This is a genomic window from Candidatus Kapaibacterium sp., from assembly GCA_023957315.1.
Taxonomy (GTDB): Bacteria; Bacteroidota; Ignavibacteria; order Kapaibacteriales; family UBA2268; genus PGYU01.
The window spans coordinates 30,619-45,634 of record JAMLHE010000010.1 but is presented as its reverse complement, the minus strand read 5'-3'; the positions used below and the strand labels follow the sequence as shown (position 1 = coordinate 45,634).

Annotated in this window: 16 protein-coding genes and 1 tRNA gene; 10 read left to right on the top strand and 7 right to left on the bottom strand. The window is 37.1% G+C overall.

Going from position 1 to position 15,016, the window contains the following annotated elements:
- Positions 1–160: 160 nt before the first annotated feature.
- The 3 genes from M9949_10965 to M9949_10955 all read right to left on the bottom strand — a co-directional run bounded on the left by M9949_10965 (position 161) and on the right by M9949_10955 (position 1,657).
- On the bottom strand, positions 161–568 hold the full coding sequence (locus M9949_10965; protein ID MCO5251923.1) for a hypothetical protein: 408 nt from the start codon (positions 566–568) through the stop codon (positions 161–163).
- A 171-nt stretch (positions 569–739) separates the two neighbouring features.
- Positions 740–1,207: an Hsp20/alpha crystallin family protein gene (locus M9949_10960; protein ID MCO5251922.1), complete on the bottom strand. Its 468-nt coding sequence runs from the start codon at positions 1,205–1,207 to the stop codon at positions 740–742.
- A 21-nt stretch (positions 1,208–1,228) separates the two neighbouring features.
- Positions 1,229–1,657: an Hsp20/alpha crystallin family protein gene (locus M9949_10955; GenBank protein MCO5251921.1), complete on the bottom strand. Its 429-nt coding sequence runs from the start codon at positions 1,655–1,657 to the stop codon at positions 1,229–1,231.
- A gap of 253 nt (positions 1,658–1,910) precedes the next feature.
- Here M9949_10955 and M9949_10950 point away from each other — a divergent pair.
- Both M9949_10950 and M9949_10945 read left to right on the top strand, forming a co-directional pair.
- Positions 1,911–1,983: transfer RNA gene (locus tag M9949_10950), tRNA-Gly, on the top strand.
- Positions 1,984–1,990: 7 nt separating this feature from the next.
- The gene (locus tag M9949_10945; GenBank protein MCO5251920.1) at positions 1,991–2,680 is read left to right on the top strand and encodes an FkbM family methyltransferase; all 690 of its coding nucleotides are present in this window, start codon (positions 1,991–1,993) and stop codon (positions 2,678–2,680) included.
- A 110-nt stretch (positions 2,681–2,790) separates the two neighbouring features.
- On the opposite strand, the gene M9949_10940 is transcribed toward M9949_10945, so the two are convergent.
- Complete coding sequence (locus M9949_10940) at positions 2,791–3,564, bottom strand: CHAD domain-containing protein (protein MCO5251919.1); 774 nt, start codon at positions 3,562–3,564, stop codon at positions 2,791–2,793.
- A 186-nt stretch (positions 3,565–3,750) separates the two neighbouring features.
- On the opposite strand from M9949_10940, the gene M9949_10935 reads away from it, so the two are divergent.
- The 3 genes from M9949_10935 to M9949_10925 all read left to right on the top strand — a co-directional run bounded on the left by M9949_10935 (position 3,751) and on the right by M9949_10925 (position 6,047).
- Positions 3,751–4,200 (top strand): MarR family transcriptional regulator, encoded by a 450-nt coding sequence (locus tag M9949_10935; protein MCO5251918.1) that lies wholly within the window; start codon positions 3,751–3,753, stop codon positions 4,198–4,200.
- Positions 4,201–4,229: 29 nt separating this feature from the next.
- Positions 4,230–4,838: a YceI family protein gene (locus tag M9949_10930; protein MCO5251917.1), complete on the top strand. Its 609-nt coding sequence runs from the start codon at positions 4,230–4,232 to the stop codon at positions 4,836–4,838.
- Between the two features lie 129 nt (positions 4,839–4,967).
- Positions 4,968–6,047 carry an alkene reductase gene (locus tag M9949_10925; protein MCO5251916.1) on the top strand — a complete coding sequence of 360 codons (1,080 nt, stop codon included), beginning with the start codon at positions 4,968–4,970 and terminating at the stop codon, positions 6,045–6,047.
- A gap of 6 nt (positions 6,048–6,053) precedes the next feature.
- Here the strand turns inward: M9949_10925 and M9949_10920 are convergent, their stop codons facing one another.
- Positions 6,054–7,229, bottom strand: coding sequence for a SpoIIE family protein phosphatase (locus tag M9949_10920; protein MCO5251915.1), 1,176 nt, complete (start codon positions 7,227–7,229; stop codon positions 6,054–6,056).
- A 170-nt stretch (positions 7,230–7,399) separates the two neighbouring features.
- Here M9949_10920 and M9949_10915 point away from each other — a divergent pair, with 170 nt between their 5' ends.
- A complete protein-coding gene (locus M9949_10915; protein ID MCO5251914.1) occupies positions 7,400–8,308 on the top strand; it encodes an ATP-binding protein in 909 nt (302 codons plus the stop codon).
- A 7-nt stretch (positions 8,309–8,315) separates the two neighbouring features.
- Here the strand turns inward: M9949_10915 and M9949_10910 are convergent, their stop codons facing one another.
- Positions 8,316–9,014 (bottom strand): carbonic anhydrase, encoded by a 699-nt coding sequence (locus tag M9949_10910; GenBank protein ID MCO5251913.1) that lies wholly within the window; start codon positions 9,012–9,014, stop codon positions 8,316–8,318.
- Between the two features lie 157 nt (positions 9,015–9,171).
- Here M9949_10910 and M9949_10905 point away from each other — a divergent pair, with 157 nt between their 5' ends.
- The 4 genes from M9949_10905 to M9949_10890 all read left to right on the top strand — a co-directional run bounded on the left by M9949_10905 (position 9,172) and on the right by M9949_10890 (position 12,873).
- Complete coding sequence (locus M9949_10905; GenBank protein ID MCO5251912.1) at positions 9,172–9,543, top strand: hypothetical protein; 372 nt, start codon at positions 9,172–9,174, stop codon at positions 9,541–9,543.
- Positions 9,544–9,620: 77 nt separating this feature from the next.
- Positions 9,621–10,931 carry a 30S ribosomal protein S12 methylthiotransferase RimO gene (gene rimO / locus M9949_10900; GenBank protein ID MCO5251911.1) on the top strand — a complete coding sequence of 437 codons (1,311 nt, stop codon included), beginning with the start codon at positions 9,621–9,623 and terminating at the stop codon, positions 10,929–10,931.
- Positions 10,910–12,091 carry a class I SAM-dependent rRNA methyltransferase gene (locus M9949_10895; GenBank protein MCO5251910.1) on the top strand — a complete coding sequence of 394 codons (1,182 nt, stop codon included), beginning with the start codon at positions 10,910–10,912 and terminating at the stop codon, positions 12,089–12,091. The genes rimO and M9949_10895 overlap by 22 nt, the downstream gene beginning before the upstream one ends.
- 491 nt (positions 12,092–12,582) lie before the next feature.
- Entirely contained in the window at positions 12,583–12,873 is a 291-nt protein-coding gene (locus M9949_10890; GenBank protein ID MCO5251909.1) for a DUF3160 domain-containing protein, read from the top strand.
- Between the two features lie 352 nt (positions 12,874–13,225).
- On the opposite strand, the gene M9949_10885 is transcribed toward M9949_10890, so the two are convergent.
- The gene (locus M9949_10885) at positions 13,226–15,016 is read right to left on the bottom strand and encodes an efflux RND transporter periplasmic adaptor subunit (protein ID MCO5251908.1); all 1,791 of its coding nucleotides are present in this window, start codon (positions 15,014–15,016) and stop codon (positions 13,226–13,228) included.

The window sequence follows — 15,016 nt, the reverse complement described above, 5'->3', positions numbered from 1 at the left end:
CAGCGTTCTGTCCGAAAATATAGCCCATGAATTCATTCGTTTTCTGTACCGTCAGTTGTTACAACTAATGGATATTGATGAATCTGTATTATAGTGTCAGATGTAACAAAGACGATTCACTAACTATGGAACAACTGACGGGACCGCAAAATGCCAATAATCAGAGCAACATATTGAATCTTTTCTCGAACTTTTCTTGTATCTTGTACCCTATACTTAGGTAACTTGCATACCAAGGAGCATCGGGCTTTAATTTCAGCTTGATAGTCCAAATGCCGAAAAGCCAGATTGGGCTATAAAAATCATATAGAATTTTATTGCCTTCTATTGCAATCTCAAGGACAATGAGCGAGCCTTTGGGTCCTACAATATAATAAGTACGGTAATTTTCCCTTTCGATTAACTTGAATCCAATTGTACGATTGCCCCAATATGTGGAAACATAATCACGCCCCTTTTTGAATTCTGCTTGTTTTAATCCGTGGGCTTCAATCCAAGCATAAATTGAATTAATGTCGAGCTTTTTGTCTATTAAACCGTAATCTATGATTTGAGTCTCTGTATTCATCGTTGTATATATATACCATATTTAAACATCTCTATTTACTTAACGATAAATTAACAGATTTGTTTGGTAAAAATATTTTTGAGGATATTTTAATTTAACAATGAAGCTAAAATCAAAAAAAGGCAAGGCATGTAACACATACCTTGCCATTAATATTTAGAGCCACTTTACTTAATCAATCGAAACTTCTATTTGCTTTGGTTTGACAGGCTCAATCTTCGCCAAAGTCACAGTCAAAATGCCATCATCATACTTTGCTGAAATGCTGTCCTTATTTATATTGTCGGGCAAAGTAAACGAGCGAGTGAAGTCACCATATGCCCTTTCGGCTCTGATGTAAGTTCTCTCGGGCTTTTGAACTTCACCGTCAACAACTTCTTCATTGGCATACGGACTTTTCTTTGAGCCCTTGAAATAGATGATTTTGTCGTCGCTTACGGTCACTTTCACATCTTCTTTCTTCACACCGGGTAATTCGGCTGTAAAGTAGAGATTATTTTCGTCCTCGCTAATGTCAATCCTTGGAGCGAAAGGACCGTACTCGATTGAAAATCCTTTATCGAATTCATCGGCAATATTTGCCATTCTGCGAGTTAATTTCTCGAACCCTTTGAAAGGGTCTAATCTTAAGTAAGTCATTGTTATACCTCCTTTGATTGATTAATTAATAATAACTTCATATTGTTTTGGTGTTTCGGGTATTTTTTTGTCAATTGTCAATTCCAATACACCTTGGTTGTATGTAGCTTTGATTTTCTCGACATCGGCAGTTTCGGGCAATTGCAAATTGCGTTTGAAAGCTCCGAAAACACGTTCGCTACGTAATAGATTTGATTCATCGGAACGTTTCTTTTCGCCTTCGATAGTCATCAAATATTCGTCGTTGACCGATACTTTCACATCGCTTTTAGCCACACCGGGCAATTCGATATGAACAATAAAATTAGCATCGTTTTCGGTAACATCAAGTCTGGGGCTGAAATTGCCCGATTCGACAGTGATACCTTTTTCGATTGAGTCGGCAATTCCTTGAAATTGCTTAACAAATTCTTCGATGCCGCGTGCAGGATTCATTCTGTAATATCCCATTTTAAAACTCCTTTTGTATAATATTTTGTGAAATAACATTTTCAAATTCGAAAGTTAAATTACGAAAAGCGTGCCAAACGAAAAAAGTGCCGAAATGGCACAAATTAAAGACACAATGTCGCAAATATTTTGACAAAATGTCAGCATAAAATGCGACATTGTCACATTGTCGTTAATTTACCATTATTGACACACTTGAAATTTACAAAATATAATTTTTTTATTATCAGAACTTTTGCTAATTTTACATTTTGCGAAAGTAGCTCAGTTGGTAGAGCGTCGGCTTCCCAAGCCGTAGGTCGCGGGTTCGACTCCCGTCTTTCGCTCTTAAATATGAATAGAACACATAATAACTTATACGCTAAATGCTCAAGCAAGCAGCTGACAATCGAACACGCCTGCGAAGTCGGTGTATATATGCCCGAGAGTTCAAATGTTATTGATTTTATAGAAACAGGAAAACGCACTACATTGATAGAAGCCGACCCGGAGTCAATTGCATTAATAAATAAACGTTTCGGCGACTATCCGAGTGTTTCAATTCACTCTGTTGCGGTCTTCAATCGAAGGGGGAGAGTGAAACTCTCGCGTGCCAAAGCTTCAACATTCATATCAGAATTGACCGAAAGCCCGGCATTGGTCAATGATTCATACCAAAAGGCACCTGATAATGAATTTGAAACTGATTGCGTACTTTTCTCGGATTTAGATGATGGTAAGATTGATTTGCTCAGTATAGACATCGAAGGTGCAGAATGGTTCGTATTGTCGCACATGAAAAGTATGCCAAAGGTAATATCAGTCGAAACACACGGCAAATATTATACAAATCCCTATATAAAAAAAATACGTTCATTCATGCACGGGAATGATTATCAAGAATGGTTTATGGATTTATCAGATACTGTATATCTCAACAAAAATTCCGCTCGAGTTACGCTAACCGAGAAACTCAAGCTCACAATCATGAAAATTCGCATATTTGCTCGCAGAATGAAGAAAGTATTTAGAAGGCGGAAATAGAACTTCATAAACTAAAATCAAAATTTAGAAGTCAATGATTTCATCAAGGGGACGCGAACAACTCCTAAGCTTCATATTTATACTTTCCCGTATAAAGCGTTCCCTTGGTGCTATTTTGCTTTGACTTTGATTTTGAAATGCTTGACTATTCGCTGTATTTCTTCTAATTTGATTTCGCTGTGAATGCCCAATAGTGCTATATCGGTGACGAACTTGCTATCATTTTTCTCGAAAAGCATAATTGTCTCGTCAATGTCGTGCCAATCTCCAATTTGCTCTTGTAATTCATCAAGATATTCAACATTGAGATAGACTTTGTCCTTGAGTTTTGAGGGCATGAAGCGATAAGTATAAATCAGATTTTTGATTCTTTTGCGGCATTCGTGGAGATTTTCCTCAATTTCAGACGAATTCAAAAGCTCAGCCAATACATTTACTTGATTTTTGTAAAAGCTCTTAATGTCTTTTTCTTTAATTCGGGAGATTTCGCGATTGATTCTTTTCAACGAGCGGCTTAATTTTTCAGTATTATCGTAGTATTTCATCCTGAATTCCATCAGATGATTGTCCAATACTGCGTTTTGCATCTCGATTATTTCGATGTCGGCAAGCTCGTATTTTTCTGCAAGATTCAAATTGAGTTGAGCCACCCTTACTAAGCCGGCTTTTTTGAATACAGGGCGAATTGATTTGAGTTGCTTTTTCAATTTGGAGTTTTTGTTAATCAGAGTCAAAAACAGCACAAATGATGAGATTTTCTTCATTTCAAGACGCATTTTATGCAAATCTTCGGGATTCTCGAATTCGTTGAAAAGGTGATAGCTGCGAAGTAGTTTCTTAGTTCGCTTCTTGAGGTATTGCTTTTGTGAACTTTTAGACAGCATTTAAAAATCTTGAATATGTACTACAAAACAATGCAATATATGCTTTTTGGGTCATTTTTATCTTAACAAAAAACACATTCACATATCCCCTCAAAAAAAATTCAAATATTTTTACACTCTTACAATAACAAAAAATATTGCACGTTAATACATTAGTTGTTGTTACACATAATTTAAAAAGCACCTATGAAATTAGAAGACGAAATAAAGCAAAATAAGTTCAAAAGCGAGCACCACAAGATGGTTTTGAACATCATTTTTACTGCTCATTGGGTTGAATTGCAAAATACCAGAATGTTGAAGCCATTCGGTATTTCGCCGCAACAATACAATATACTCAGAATTTTAAGAGGGCAGCACCCTAATCCTGCTTCAATAACTTTGCTTCAAGATAGGATGATGGACAAAATGTCTAACGCATCGCGATTAGTCGAAAAATTGCGTATCAAAGGCTTTATCGAGCGTGTCCAATGCGAAGATGACAGACGTCAATGCGATGTTTTCATCAGCAAAAAGGGGCTTGAAGTGCTCAAACAATTAGACGAGGTATTTGACAATCAAAACGAATCGTTCAAAGTCCTTACCCAAGAGGAAGCCAAAATCGTCAATGAATTATTAGACAAATTAAGAAATTAAGTTTTTATTATAAATTTAGGAGATTTATTATGTTTACACAAAAAGCACTTACCATTCTCATCGGAGCGTTTCTGATGTTTACAGCGACTGCTATGCAGGCACAAAAATACACTTTAGACGTGAAATCCAGCTCAATCAAATGGATTGGGGAAAAAGTAATAGGCAAACACTGGGGAACAATCAAAATTGAGCAAGGACACTTAATTCGTAACGATAACCAAGCACGCGGAGAATTTCGCATTGACATGACAACGATAAAAATTGATGATTTGAAAGATGCTGCATCAAATGCCAAACTTTTGGGGCATTTGAAATCAGATGATTTCTTTAACGTTGATAATTACAAATTATCTACATTTTTATTAGATAAAATAACACCTTACAACCCGAAACCCGGAGAAAATTATAATTATTGGGTAACCGGCAAATTGATTATCAAAGGAATTACGAACGAAATTCGTTTCCCTGCAAAAATCAATTTTGATGAAAGAACTTTTACTGCTCATGCAGAATTTACAATTGACCGCACAAGATGGGATGTAAAATATAACTCAGGCAGTTTGTTCAGTGGCTTAGGCGACGCAATGATTTACGACGACATTAAATTTGAGTTGAATTTGAAAGGCTTTGCAAACTAAGAAGAACTTATAAAGTACTTCATTTTTTAATGATTCGGAGCATCAGTATAATTCGTTGATGTTCCGTTTTTTATTAAAACAAATACATCGCTTAAGTGTTTATAAGTATATAATTTAATCGGAGGAAAAATGACGGAAAATATGCTATTTGAATCGTACCAATATGATGGAATGGAACTAAAAAACAGAATTATCATGGCAGCAATGACACGAAGTCGTGCTTTTGAAAGAGGCATTCCACATGAATTAGCTTCACTGTATTATACTCAACGTGCTTCTGCGGGATTGATTATCACAGAAGGAACACATATTTCTCCCAGAAGTGCCGGTTATTTGTGGTGTCCGGGAATTTACACCGATGAACAAATCACGTCTTGGGCAAAGATTGTCAAGGCTGTCCATGAGAAGGGTGGCAAAATCTCTATGCAATTATGGCATACAGGGCGAATATCTCATTCCGATTTTCATGATGGCGACAAACCACCCGCGCCTTCAGCTATCAAGGCAATTGGCAAAACCTATACTGATGACGGTTGGAAAGAATTTTCGGAGCCGCGAGAAATGAGTCGCGATGAAATTAAAAGCGTAATCAACGATTACAAGAATGCTGCTAAAAATGCTATGGAAGCAGGATTTGACGGTATAGAAATTCACGCTGCTTTTGGTTATCTTCCCGACCAATTTTTGTGCTCGGGTTCCAATCAACGAAGTGATGAATATGGCGGTTCTGTCGAAAATAGGTCGAGATTTGTAATTGAAATAATCGAATCTATTTCCGAACTTATGGATTCATGGAGAATCGGCATTAAACTATCTCCTTCAAATATCGGAAATTCGATGAGTGATGAAAATCCTACCGAAACATTCGGCTATCTCATCAACAAATTGAATGACTACAATTTGGGACACATCCAACTTATGGAGGCAGATGAAGCCGCAAAGGAATTGCCAAACTACGTTGCCAATGTTGCCGCTCATTTTCGTGAAATTTACAAAGGCACTTTGATTTCGAATAATAACCACAATCGCAAAACGGCAATCGAATTTGTCGAATCCGGCAAAGCCAATTTGGTATCATTTGCAAGGTTGTTCTTAGCAAATCCCGATTTGCCCGAGCGACTCAGACTGAATACATCTTTGAATGAACCTCATAAAAGGACTTTTTACGGTGGTGGTGCCGAAGGTTACGTGGATTATCCCTTTTTATAATCAAAGCTAATGAAATACGATTTTAAGTATGGTGAAATCGTCCTTTTGGATGGTTTCGCCATACATTCCCAATATGTAATTATGCAAGTTATTTAGCTCCGATGCTTTTTTGTCTTTTCGGGTATCGAGGAAATGAATTAAATCATCTATAGTCCATTGAGTGCCATCAGACTTGACAATTTCAAATGTGCCATCTGAAAACACAAATAGTTCGCTCTCCGGTTCTAACTTCAAAGTCTCTTGCTTGAAATTATACTCCTCCATACCACCAACGATGAAATTGCCCTCGTCCAACTTAGAAAAGGAATCATCAGAATTGAATAATACTGATGGGTGATGCCCGGCAGCAGAATAATTTAACTCTCGTCTGGGAATATTATACACACCATACCAAATCGTGAAATACATTCCATGATGGGATGTGGTCTGGAAAATTTTGTTCAAAGAATTAAAAACATCTTTAGGTTGGCGGAAATCTGTATTTGGTAGATTGCGGAAGCGAAGAATATTCAATAATGATACTGAATAAAGCCCCGAAGCAATACCATGCCCGCAAACATCGAATAGGTAAAAAACGAAATTTTCGTCATCGAGCATAAAATACCCGAAAGCATCTCCACCTAATTTTTGAGTTGGGACATAATGCCAATATGTCGAAATTGATTTGTTGTCAATTCTATCGGGAAGTAGCGAGCGGAAATACTCAGCAGCAATTGATAACTCCGAGTTGAGCTTATTGTTCAACAAATTGATTTCGTCAGCAAAGGCTTTCAATTGGTCGCGAGAGCGTTTAAGTTCAATTTGGCTTTTGATTCTCGCCTTGATTTCCTGCTTGTGAAATGGCTTGGTGATGTAATCAGTCCCACCGACAGCAAATCCTTTCAAAATGTCGTCTATATCATTTTTCGCAGTCAAAAAGACCACCGGAACATCCGCCGTTTCCGGCATTTGTTTCAGCTGACGGCATACTTCATAACCATCCATATTCGGCATCATTATGTCAAGCAGAATCAAATCGGGTTTGATTAACTTTGCCGTTGTTAGAGCTTGTTCACCGGTCATAGCCAGCGATATATCATAGCCGGTTTCAATCAAATGATTACCGATGATTTGTAAATTTCTTACCACATCATCAACAATCAAAATCAACGGTTTTTTAGTATTCTTATATTTATCAGACATTGACATCTCCTTTATATTCCAAAGTAAAGAATTTGTCGCATACTAAAAAATAGTTAGTGATTTTCAATGACAAAATTGGACTATTTCAAATTTCTGAAAAAAATTTATAGGATTCGATTGCTTTAATTAAAAAATTGCTTAGTTTTGTTTTTTCTTTAAAAGAGGACAATATGAAAAAGGAAATTTTACATCCGATAGTGTTAGACAAAACACAACAAACGATAGTAGATATGCATAGTTTGATAAATATTATCAATATCATTGTAAGCGAAATATACTTGTTGCAGATTGACACTTTCTTTGACAATGAACTGAAAGAAGCTCTTGAACTAAACCAATCATTTGCAAAGGATATGTATTCAGAAAAAGTACGAATGAAACGCTTTTACTTGATTGATGATTTCATATCACAAAACAACCGTCATCTGAATGAATTTGCCAAACAGCTCCCACCTGACAAGCTACCAATCTTCGAAATCGCTCGTGATAATCTACGCTCAATTTTTAGCATATTGAAGGTACGAATTACAGAGATTTTGAATAGATTTGATTCTGAAGAAAAGTGGGTCGTACATGACATAGCACATCTAAAGACAAATTTTTCGGATGTCTTTGCTGCGATTGAAAAAAATAGTAAAGGTCGTTATAAAATTGTTTACTCTGCTGATGAGCATGACGAGAACTCATATCTTGTTGATTTAAAAATCCAAAGCCCGGATGGCAAAATTCTTCATATGCCTTCTATTATGCAAGATGTCTTTCGTGATTTGATAGCAAATGCACGCAAATATACAGAACCGGGTGGCAAAATAAGAGCGCACTTAATCAACGATGGAGTAAATCTTACAATCGAAGTCGAGGACACCGGAATCGGAATCCCCGATGAGGAGATAGACTTAGTTGTAGATTTTGGCTATCGAGCAGATAACGTACTTCACATCCAAACCAGAGGTGGAGGTTTCGGACTGACCAAAGCATATCACATTACCAAAAGAAACAATGGAAGATTCTGGATTGATTCCAAAATTGGTCAGGGAACCTTAGTAAAAATTGAAATTCCCGCTAATATGGATGAATAGCCAAATTTTATTCCATGAATTGAACTTCGCCGGTTGCAATATCATAGAATGCACCAACAATAGCGATTTTCTTTTCCTTAACATACTCGCTTATTACAGCACTTTTGGACAAAATATCTTCGATTGTCATTTTGACATTATTTTTAGCCGTTTCGTTGATAACATCAGAATGGCTCAAAGGAGTTTTGATTGCAGGTTTGATTTGAGCTAATAATTGAGTCAAATTACCTAACTTCACATCATGAATGGCACCTGTGACTGCTCCACAACTACTATGTCCCATCACGACAATTAGTTTGACTCCTGCATGGTCAACAGCGTATTCCATACTACCAAGAATGTTTTCATCTTCGATATTGCCTGCATTACGTAACGCAAATATGTTCCCAATCCCTTGGTCGAAAATGATTTCCGGCGGCACTCGCGAATCCATGCAACTCAGAATAGCAGAATGTGGCTTTTGACCGGATTTAGTTTCTTCAATATTCTCGCTATAATTAGTATTTATCAGATTCTCTGACAGAAATCTGCGATTTCCGGCTTTGAGCTCAACAAGAGCATCGTCCGGCGTTAATATCTGAACCTTCTCGATAGTTTGCAAAGTGTCTTGGATTTCGCCATTTTCTGCTACCTTAACCTTCTCATTACAAGAAATGAGAATCAAAGCAAAAATTAGTGACAACACGATAAAATAGGACTTTTTCATAGCACTCCTTATGAAAAGTGTAAAAATTTGTTTTTTGAATCTTTCAAAAAACTAAATTACATATTATTCAAAACTACAAAAGAATTAGGAGAGAAGAGTAAAAAAAAACTTTTTTTGCTTTTTTACAAAAGTTTATGTAATTTTGTCTATGGCGAAAATGATGTACATATTATTTTTTGTGTTGATTATCTCGTGTACCCACAAAGACGAGGACGAAAAGTATGTAGAGCTCGAAGGTGATTGGATTAGCCGATTTGACGGTAGTAGGCTGATGATTACAAAGGAAGAAACTTTCGCTGTCCAACTTAAAGACGGTTCCGCTTTAACAATCGAAGGCACTCTCTGGCACAATAAGGGCTACGTTTATTTCCTCAACTCTCCCAATGCTGTTCGCTGCAAGGGCGATACAGGCATTTATCAGTTTGTGTTAATAGGCGGCAATCTAGAATTTGCAGTCGTCAAAGACAGATGCAATAACCGAATCAAGCATCTTACAAACATCTGGGTTCGAAAATCCACGCTACAATAAACTCCTTTCGCAATCATTTTATCATAAAATCAGAATCTGACGTCTATATATAATTGTAGTATTTATACTTAGAGATTATGCGAAAGATTGAAATAGATAAAACGATTAAAAGTATCAACGTGATGACACTCGGATGTGCTAAAAATCTTGTTGATTCGGAGCGATTCACGGGCTTGCTTTTGGCTAACGGATTTGAATATACCGACAATGCCGATAAAGCCGATGCTTTGATTATCAACACTTGCGGCTTTATTAAGTCTGCGAAAGAGGAAAACGTACAACTGATACTGCAAGCTGCAGATATGCGTCGCCGCGGAAAATTGAAAAAGCTGATTGTAACCGGTTGCCTGAGCGAACGCTATAACAAGGAACTGAGCACGCAAATTAAAAATGTTGACTTTTTTCTGGGTATAAATTCTGACGAGAAAATTCTGAAAATCCTCAAAGGCGACTCGAAATACATTTTGCATGGCGAGCGTGCCTTATTCACTCCAAAGCATTATGCTTATCTGAAAATCTCGGAAGGTTGTAATCAAAAATGCTCATTTTGTGCGATTCCGCTCATGCGGGGCAAGCACATTTCCGAACCACAAGAAAAATTGCTGAACGAAGCTCGCAGACTTGCCAAAAACGGTACCAAGGAATTGGTACTGATAGCCCAAGACAGCACCTATTACGGAAAAGATGCCTCCGGAAAACAGATTTTAGCTCAACTTTTGCAAAATATTGCCGATATCGAAGAACTGAAATGGGTGCGTCTGATGTATGCTTATCCGCGCCAGTTTCCTCACGAAATATTAGACGTAATCGCAAATCACCCAAAATTATGTAATTATATTGATATACCGCTCCAACACATTTCGGATAATGTGCTTAAATCTATGAAACGCGGAATTAAAGCATTTAAAATCAAGAATTTAGTCGAAACAATCCGTGAAAAAATTCCGAATGTCGCAATTCGTAGCACATTTATCGTCGGCTATCCGAACGAAACGGAGCAAGATTTTGAGATGCTCTTAGACTTTATTCGCGAGACCGAACTTGATAGAGTCGGCGTGTTTACTTATTCGCACGAGGAAGGAACTACAGCTTATCCGCTTGGCGACCCAATTCCACAAAGTGTCAAAGATGAACGCCGTGGCAGACTTATGTTGGTGCAGCAGGAAATTTCACTCAAGAAAAATAATGCTAAAATCGGCAAAAAAATCGAAGTCATGATTGACGGTCGTGAAAACGGGCATTATATAGCACGAAGCCGTCATGATGCACCGGAAGTGGACAATTTTGTGTTTGTCGAATCGGATGCCGAATTGCAAAATGGAGATATTATGGAAGTTATTATTAACAAAGCAGAAGAATACGATTTATGGGCGACTCCGACAAATTAATCCCGAAAATACAATTAAAAAAATATCATAACAAATACCAAAGCGGGTATTTGTGGATTTTCAGCAACGAGCTTGTTGAGGTTCCAAAAATTGAAGCCGGAACTTTAGTAGAAGCTATTGCCGGCGATAATGTCAGTCTTGGGCTTGCATTCTATAATCCAAACAGCTTAATTTCATTGAGATTATTACTAACTGATGCGAAATCAAATGTTTCCGAATTAATTAAATATCGAATAATCGGTGCAAATAATCGCCGCAAACAATTATTAGCTCATTCAGACAGCTACCGCATGGTGTTTGGCGAATCGGATTTGTTGCCGGGATTAATCATCGATAAATACGGCTCATATTATGCCGTTCAGATTCAGTCTGCCGGATTTGAGGGAATGAAGAAATTAATTGCCGATACAATTTTGGAAATTGATTCAAATGCCAAAGGAATTATTTTAAAAGCAAATTCAAAATCTCGCGAAATCGAGGGTCTGTCAACAATTGATGAAAGATTATTTGGTGAAATTCCCGAATTAATTCAAATTAACGACCGAGAAATTAAAATAAATATTAATATTTCCGATGGGCAAAAAACCGGATATTTCTTAGACCAATGCAATAACAGACATTTATTATCACAAATTAGTCGCGGAAAAAATGTGCTGGATTGTTTTACGCATATCGGCGGATTTGCCCTAAATGCAGCCTATGGCGGTGCGGCAGAAATTACGGCAGTAGATTCATCTGCACCGGCAATCGAATTAGCAAAGCAAAATGCAGCAAATAATAATTATAATATTAATTTTGTTACTCAAGATGTTTTCGACTTTTTCAAAAATAATCCCGATAAAAAATGGGATATAATTGTACTCGACCCTCCGGCTTTTGCAAAGAATAAAAAATCTGTAACAAATGCAAAAGCAGCGTATTTGAAAATGAACCAAATCGCTCTCGAAGCCTTAGCACCTAATGGAATTTTGCTAACTGCAAGTTGCTCGCACCACATTTACGAAGATGTCTTTTACGACATCATCACAAGAGCAGCTTTGCGAGCGGACAAAACCGTTAATATGATTTATCGCGGCTCCCAAGCCCCAGACCATCCGGTTTATCCGCCAATGCCCGAAACCTCATACTTAAAATTCTACGCTCTGCAAAGCATAGATTAGATGTGAATTGTAGGGACAGAACAGCGTTCTGTCCGAAACATAGCCCATGGTTTCAACCGTGGGTGAAAATAAACGTAAACATAGCCCACGGTTTTAACCGTGGGATTATTTTTTATGGGTTTTCATTTTTAGTGGCTTAATCTCGAAGAGATTACATGTTTATAGAAAATTATTTATACTCGTTGCGGTGCGACCTCGAAGAGGTCGAATGTATAATTTAAACATTTTTTGCTATAAACATGTGACTCTTTCAGAGTCAAAATGCTTTTACAGTCTTTGTTACACCTGACGAAACAAAAAAATCACATTCTCGGGAACAAATTGTATTTTTATGTGTCATATAAGATATGTAGGTACAAATTTGAAAATTTGAAGGAAAGAATATGAAAAAGTTTTTGACTATTATTTTAACAGTGCTGTTTGTTTCGTCTTCGACGCAAGCGGATTTTAAAGCTGAGGAATAAATCAAATTCCTCGAAGAGAACAAGGATATGAGCGTTGATGAATTGCTTGAGATGTATCCTGCCGGAGCTTTTCTTAAAGAGGCTAACACTGATTTCATGAATGCCGATTATTCGAAAGAAATTGATTCCATTTTCACATTGACTGATTATGAGAAAGCTCTGATTTCAAAGCATGGCTTTATGGTCACGGAAAGATTGAATTTCCCGACATTTATCCATGCATTTTGGGATGTTTTCATCAAGGATATGCCTATTTATATTTCCGCCGATGCTATGCTTCATGCACTACATTTTACTTATAGTAGTATATTACACTAAACTGTTCTAAAAAATCTGAAATTGTCTGAAAATTGTAAGTAAATATCTCAAAATGTCTATAGTATGAGACAAAAGATGCTGAATAGCACTGTGTTTACAGCGATATTCAGCAACTAAGTTAGAGAGATATTCTTGGTTGTAAGCTAATTTTCGTGGTAAATTTCAAACTTATTATTCCCAACAGCTCTCTTCTTACCACTTCACAAACTTCACCACTTTATTGCCTACCCTTACGAAATACAATCCCGTTTGCAAATTTTCAATATTTATTGAGTATTAGAAATTTCAACACCGAAAACTACAGAAGTTTTTGAGGTTCGTTTAATAATTGAAAATTTCTATTAGACTATATTTACTTGATTTCATTAGTTACATCTCCGCATGTAAGCATAGACTTCCCGAAGTACGGATTCTTAATTTCTTTTTCGGAACTCAGCCAATCGGCGCCTTTGTTGTCATTAGCCATTAAGCAATGTTGGATGTACAGCGTTTTATTAAAGGGGTTGAAACTGTTCGTCATTTCAATCATAGTCATGGAAATATGCCGAAATTTCTCTCTGACTTCTTCCAGATTTGATAAATGAGGCACATGTTGCAGATTGCTTTTTAATTCTTTGTCGAATTTCATCCACTTATTGTGTGATTCACCTTTAAATAAAGTCATATCCACTTTTGCGAGATTTTCTTGCATGGATACAGCCGCCTTTTTGGCATTTTCCAAATTATCAGCTACAAGAGCGTCTTTCAGTTTTAAGTATTGAACATAAATCGGTTGAAGTGCATTTTTCGCCTGCTGACCGATAGACTTAGTTTCATTTACTTGCTCAACTTGTTGTGTAGCAGGAGCTTTACTGTCTTTCGTTTCTCCATGGTCGTGTCCTGTGATTACTGCACCTCCTTCCGGGCTCATCATACTGGGTTTACCTGCAAGTTGAGCGGCGGCATCAATACTGAAGGTTCCACTAACAGCAATTTCTTCGCCTTCCTGTAAACCGCTTTCAACAATATAACTTTCTCCCAGTGTGGTACCTAAAGTTATCTCACGCATGATAAAACTTACTCCGTTTTCAGTATCTGTTTTGATGTAAACAACAGAGCGCTTTCCTGTCCACATTACAGCAGTTTTCGGCACAACAAGCGCATTAGAGCTTGTCTTTAGTTTTGCCTCAACCACTCCTGATACGAACATTTCAGGCATAAGATTACCATTGGTATTGTTATACTCTACTCTTGCTTTCGCGACCCTTGTTTTTGGGTCAATTATTGGGTCTAAATATGAAATATTCCCCTCAAAACTTTTTCCGGGAATGGACGCTATAGTAAATTGAACCTTGTCACCTTTTTTTATCCATGCCATATCTGATTCATATATATCAAATAAAACCCAAACTTTAGTCAGATTTGTAATTTCATAAATAGTTTCTCCTTTTCGGACATAATCGCCCAAATTGATTGTTTTATTGGTCACATAACCGGAGACATCTGCTTGTATTGGGAATTCTTCCAGTATTTTACCATTTTTTAATATTCCTTCTATTTGATTATCGGAAAGTTTCCAATTTTTCAACTTTTCTTTGGCAGCAAGAAAAAGCTGAGGTTGGGATTCTCTGATTTTCTGTGCTTCAAATAACTCTTCTTGAGCCATTACCAAATCAGGAGAATAAATGTTAGCAATGGTTTGCCCTTTGCTTACAAACTCGCCGGTGAAATTCACAAATAGTTTTTCTATCCTTCCGGGAATATGTGATGCTTGTGAAAAAGCCAATCGTTCATCAGCCTGCACTTTCCCGCTTAACCTTACTTGTTTTACGGGATTCATTTTACCAACAAAAGCAGTGCTTACATTGGCTAATTTCATAGCAGTTGGAGACATTATGATTGCCATCGGGTCAATTTCACTGTTTTGGTCATCCTCCAATGGAATTAAATCCATTCCACAAATGGGACAATCGCCCGATTCGCTTTGTCGAATTTGTGGGTGCATAGAGCAAGTCCAAATAGTTTCCGATTCATCGCCTACAGAATGATTGTGGTCATCGGCACTTGATTGACCGGATGTGCTGAAAAGTAGCCATCCAAGCAGTAAGCCAACCGCAAGTGTACTTACGGCTATTATAACGGTTGATTTATTTATTTTTTTCAT

What these genes read in the sequence shown, in the direction of transcription:
- M9949_10965 (MCO5251923.1), bottom strand. Translation starts at nt 568, where the DNA reads ATGAATACAGAGACTCAAATCATAGATTACGGTTTAATAGACAAAAAG.
- M9949_10960 (MCO5251922.1), bottom strand. Translation starts at nt 1,207, where the DNA reads ATGACTTACTTAAGATTAGACCCTTTCAAAGGGTTCGAGAAATTAACT.
- M9949_10955 (MCO5251921.1), bottom strand. Translation starts at nt 1,657, where the DNA reads ATGGGATATTACAGAATGAATCCTGCACGCGGCATCGAAGAATTTGTT.
- M9949_10945 (MCO5251920.1), top strand. Translation starts at nt 1,991, where the DNA reads ATGAATAGAACACATAATAACTTATACGCTAAATGCTCAAGCAAGCAG.
- M9949_10940 (MCO5251919.1), bottom strand. Translation starts at nt 3,564, where the DNA reads ATGCTGTCTAAAAGTTCACAAAAGCAATACCTCAAGAAGCGAACTAAG.
- M9949_10935 (MCO5251918.1), top strand. Translation starts at nt 3,751, where the DNA reads ATGAAATTAGAAGACGAAATAAAGCAAAATAAGTTCAAAAGCGAGCAC.
- M9949_10930 (MCO5251917.1), top strand. Translation starts at nt 4,230, where the DNA reads ATGTTTACACAAAAAGCACTTACCATTCTCATCGGAGCGTTTCTGATG.
- M9949_10925 (MCO5251916.1), top strand. Translation starts at nt 4,968, where the DNA reads ATGACGGAAAATATGCTATTTGAATCGTACCAATATGATGGAATGGAA.
- M9949_10920 (MCO5251915.1), bottom strand. Translation starts at nt 7,229, where the DNA reads ATGTCTGATAAATATAAGAATACTAAAAAACCGTTGATTTTGATTGTT.
- M9949_10915 (MCO5251914.1), top strand. Translation starts at nt 7,400, where the DNA reads ATGAAAAAGGAAATTTTACATCCGATAGTGTTAGACAAAACACAACAA.
- M9949_10910 (MCO5251913.1), bottom strand. Translation starts at nt 9,014, where the DNA reads ATGAAAAAGTCCTATTTTATCGTGTTGTCACTAATTTTTGCTTTGATT.
- M9949_10905 (MCO5251912.1), top strand. Translation starts at nt 9,172, where the DNA reads ATGATGTACATATTATTTTTTGTGTTGATTATCTCGTGTACCCACAAA.
- rimO (MCO5251911.1), top strand. Translation starts at nt 9,621, where the DNA reads ATGCGAAAGATTGAAATAGATAAAACGATTAAAAGTATCAACGTGATG.
- M9949_10895 (MCO5251910.1), top strand. Translation starts at nt 10,910, where the DNA reads ATGGGCGACTCCGACAAATTAATCCCGAAAATACAATTAAAAAAATAT.
- M9949_10890 (MCO5251909.1), top strand. Translation starts at nt 12,583, where the DNA reads ATGAGCGTTGATGAATTGCTTGAGATGTATCCTGCCGGAGCTTTTCTT.
- M9949_10885 (MCO5251908.1), bottom strand. Translation starts at nt 15,016, where the DNA reads ATGAAAAAAATAAATAAATCAACCGTTATAATAGCCGTAAGTACACTT.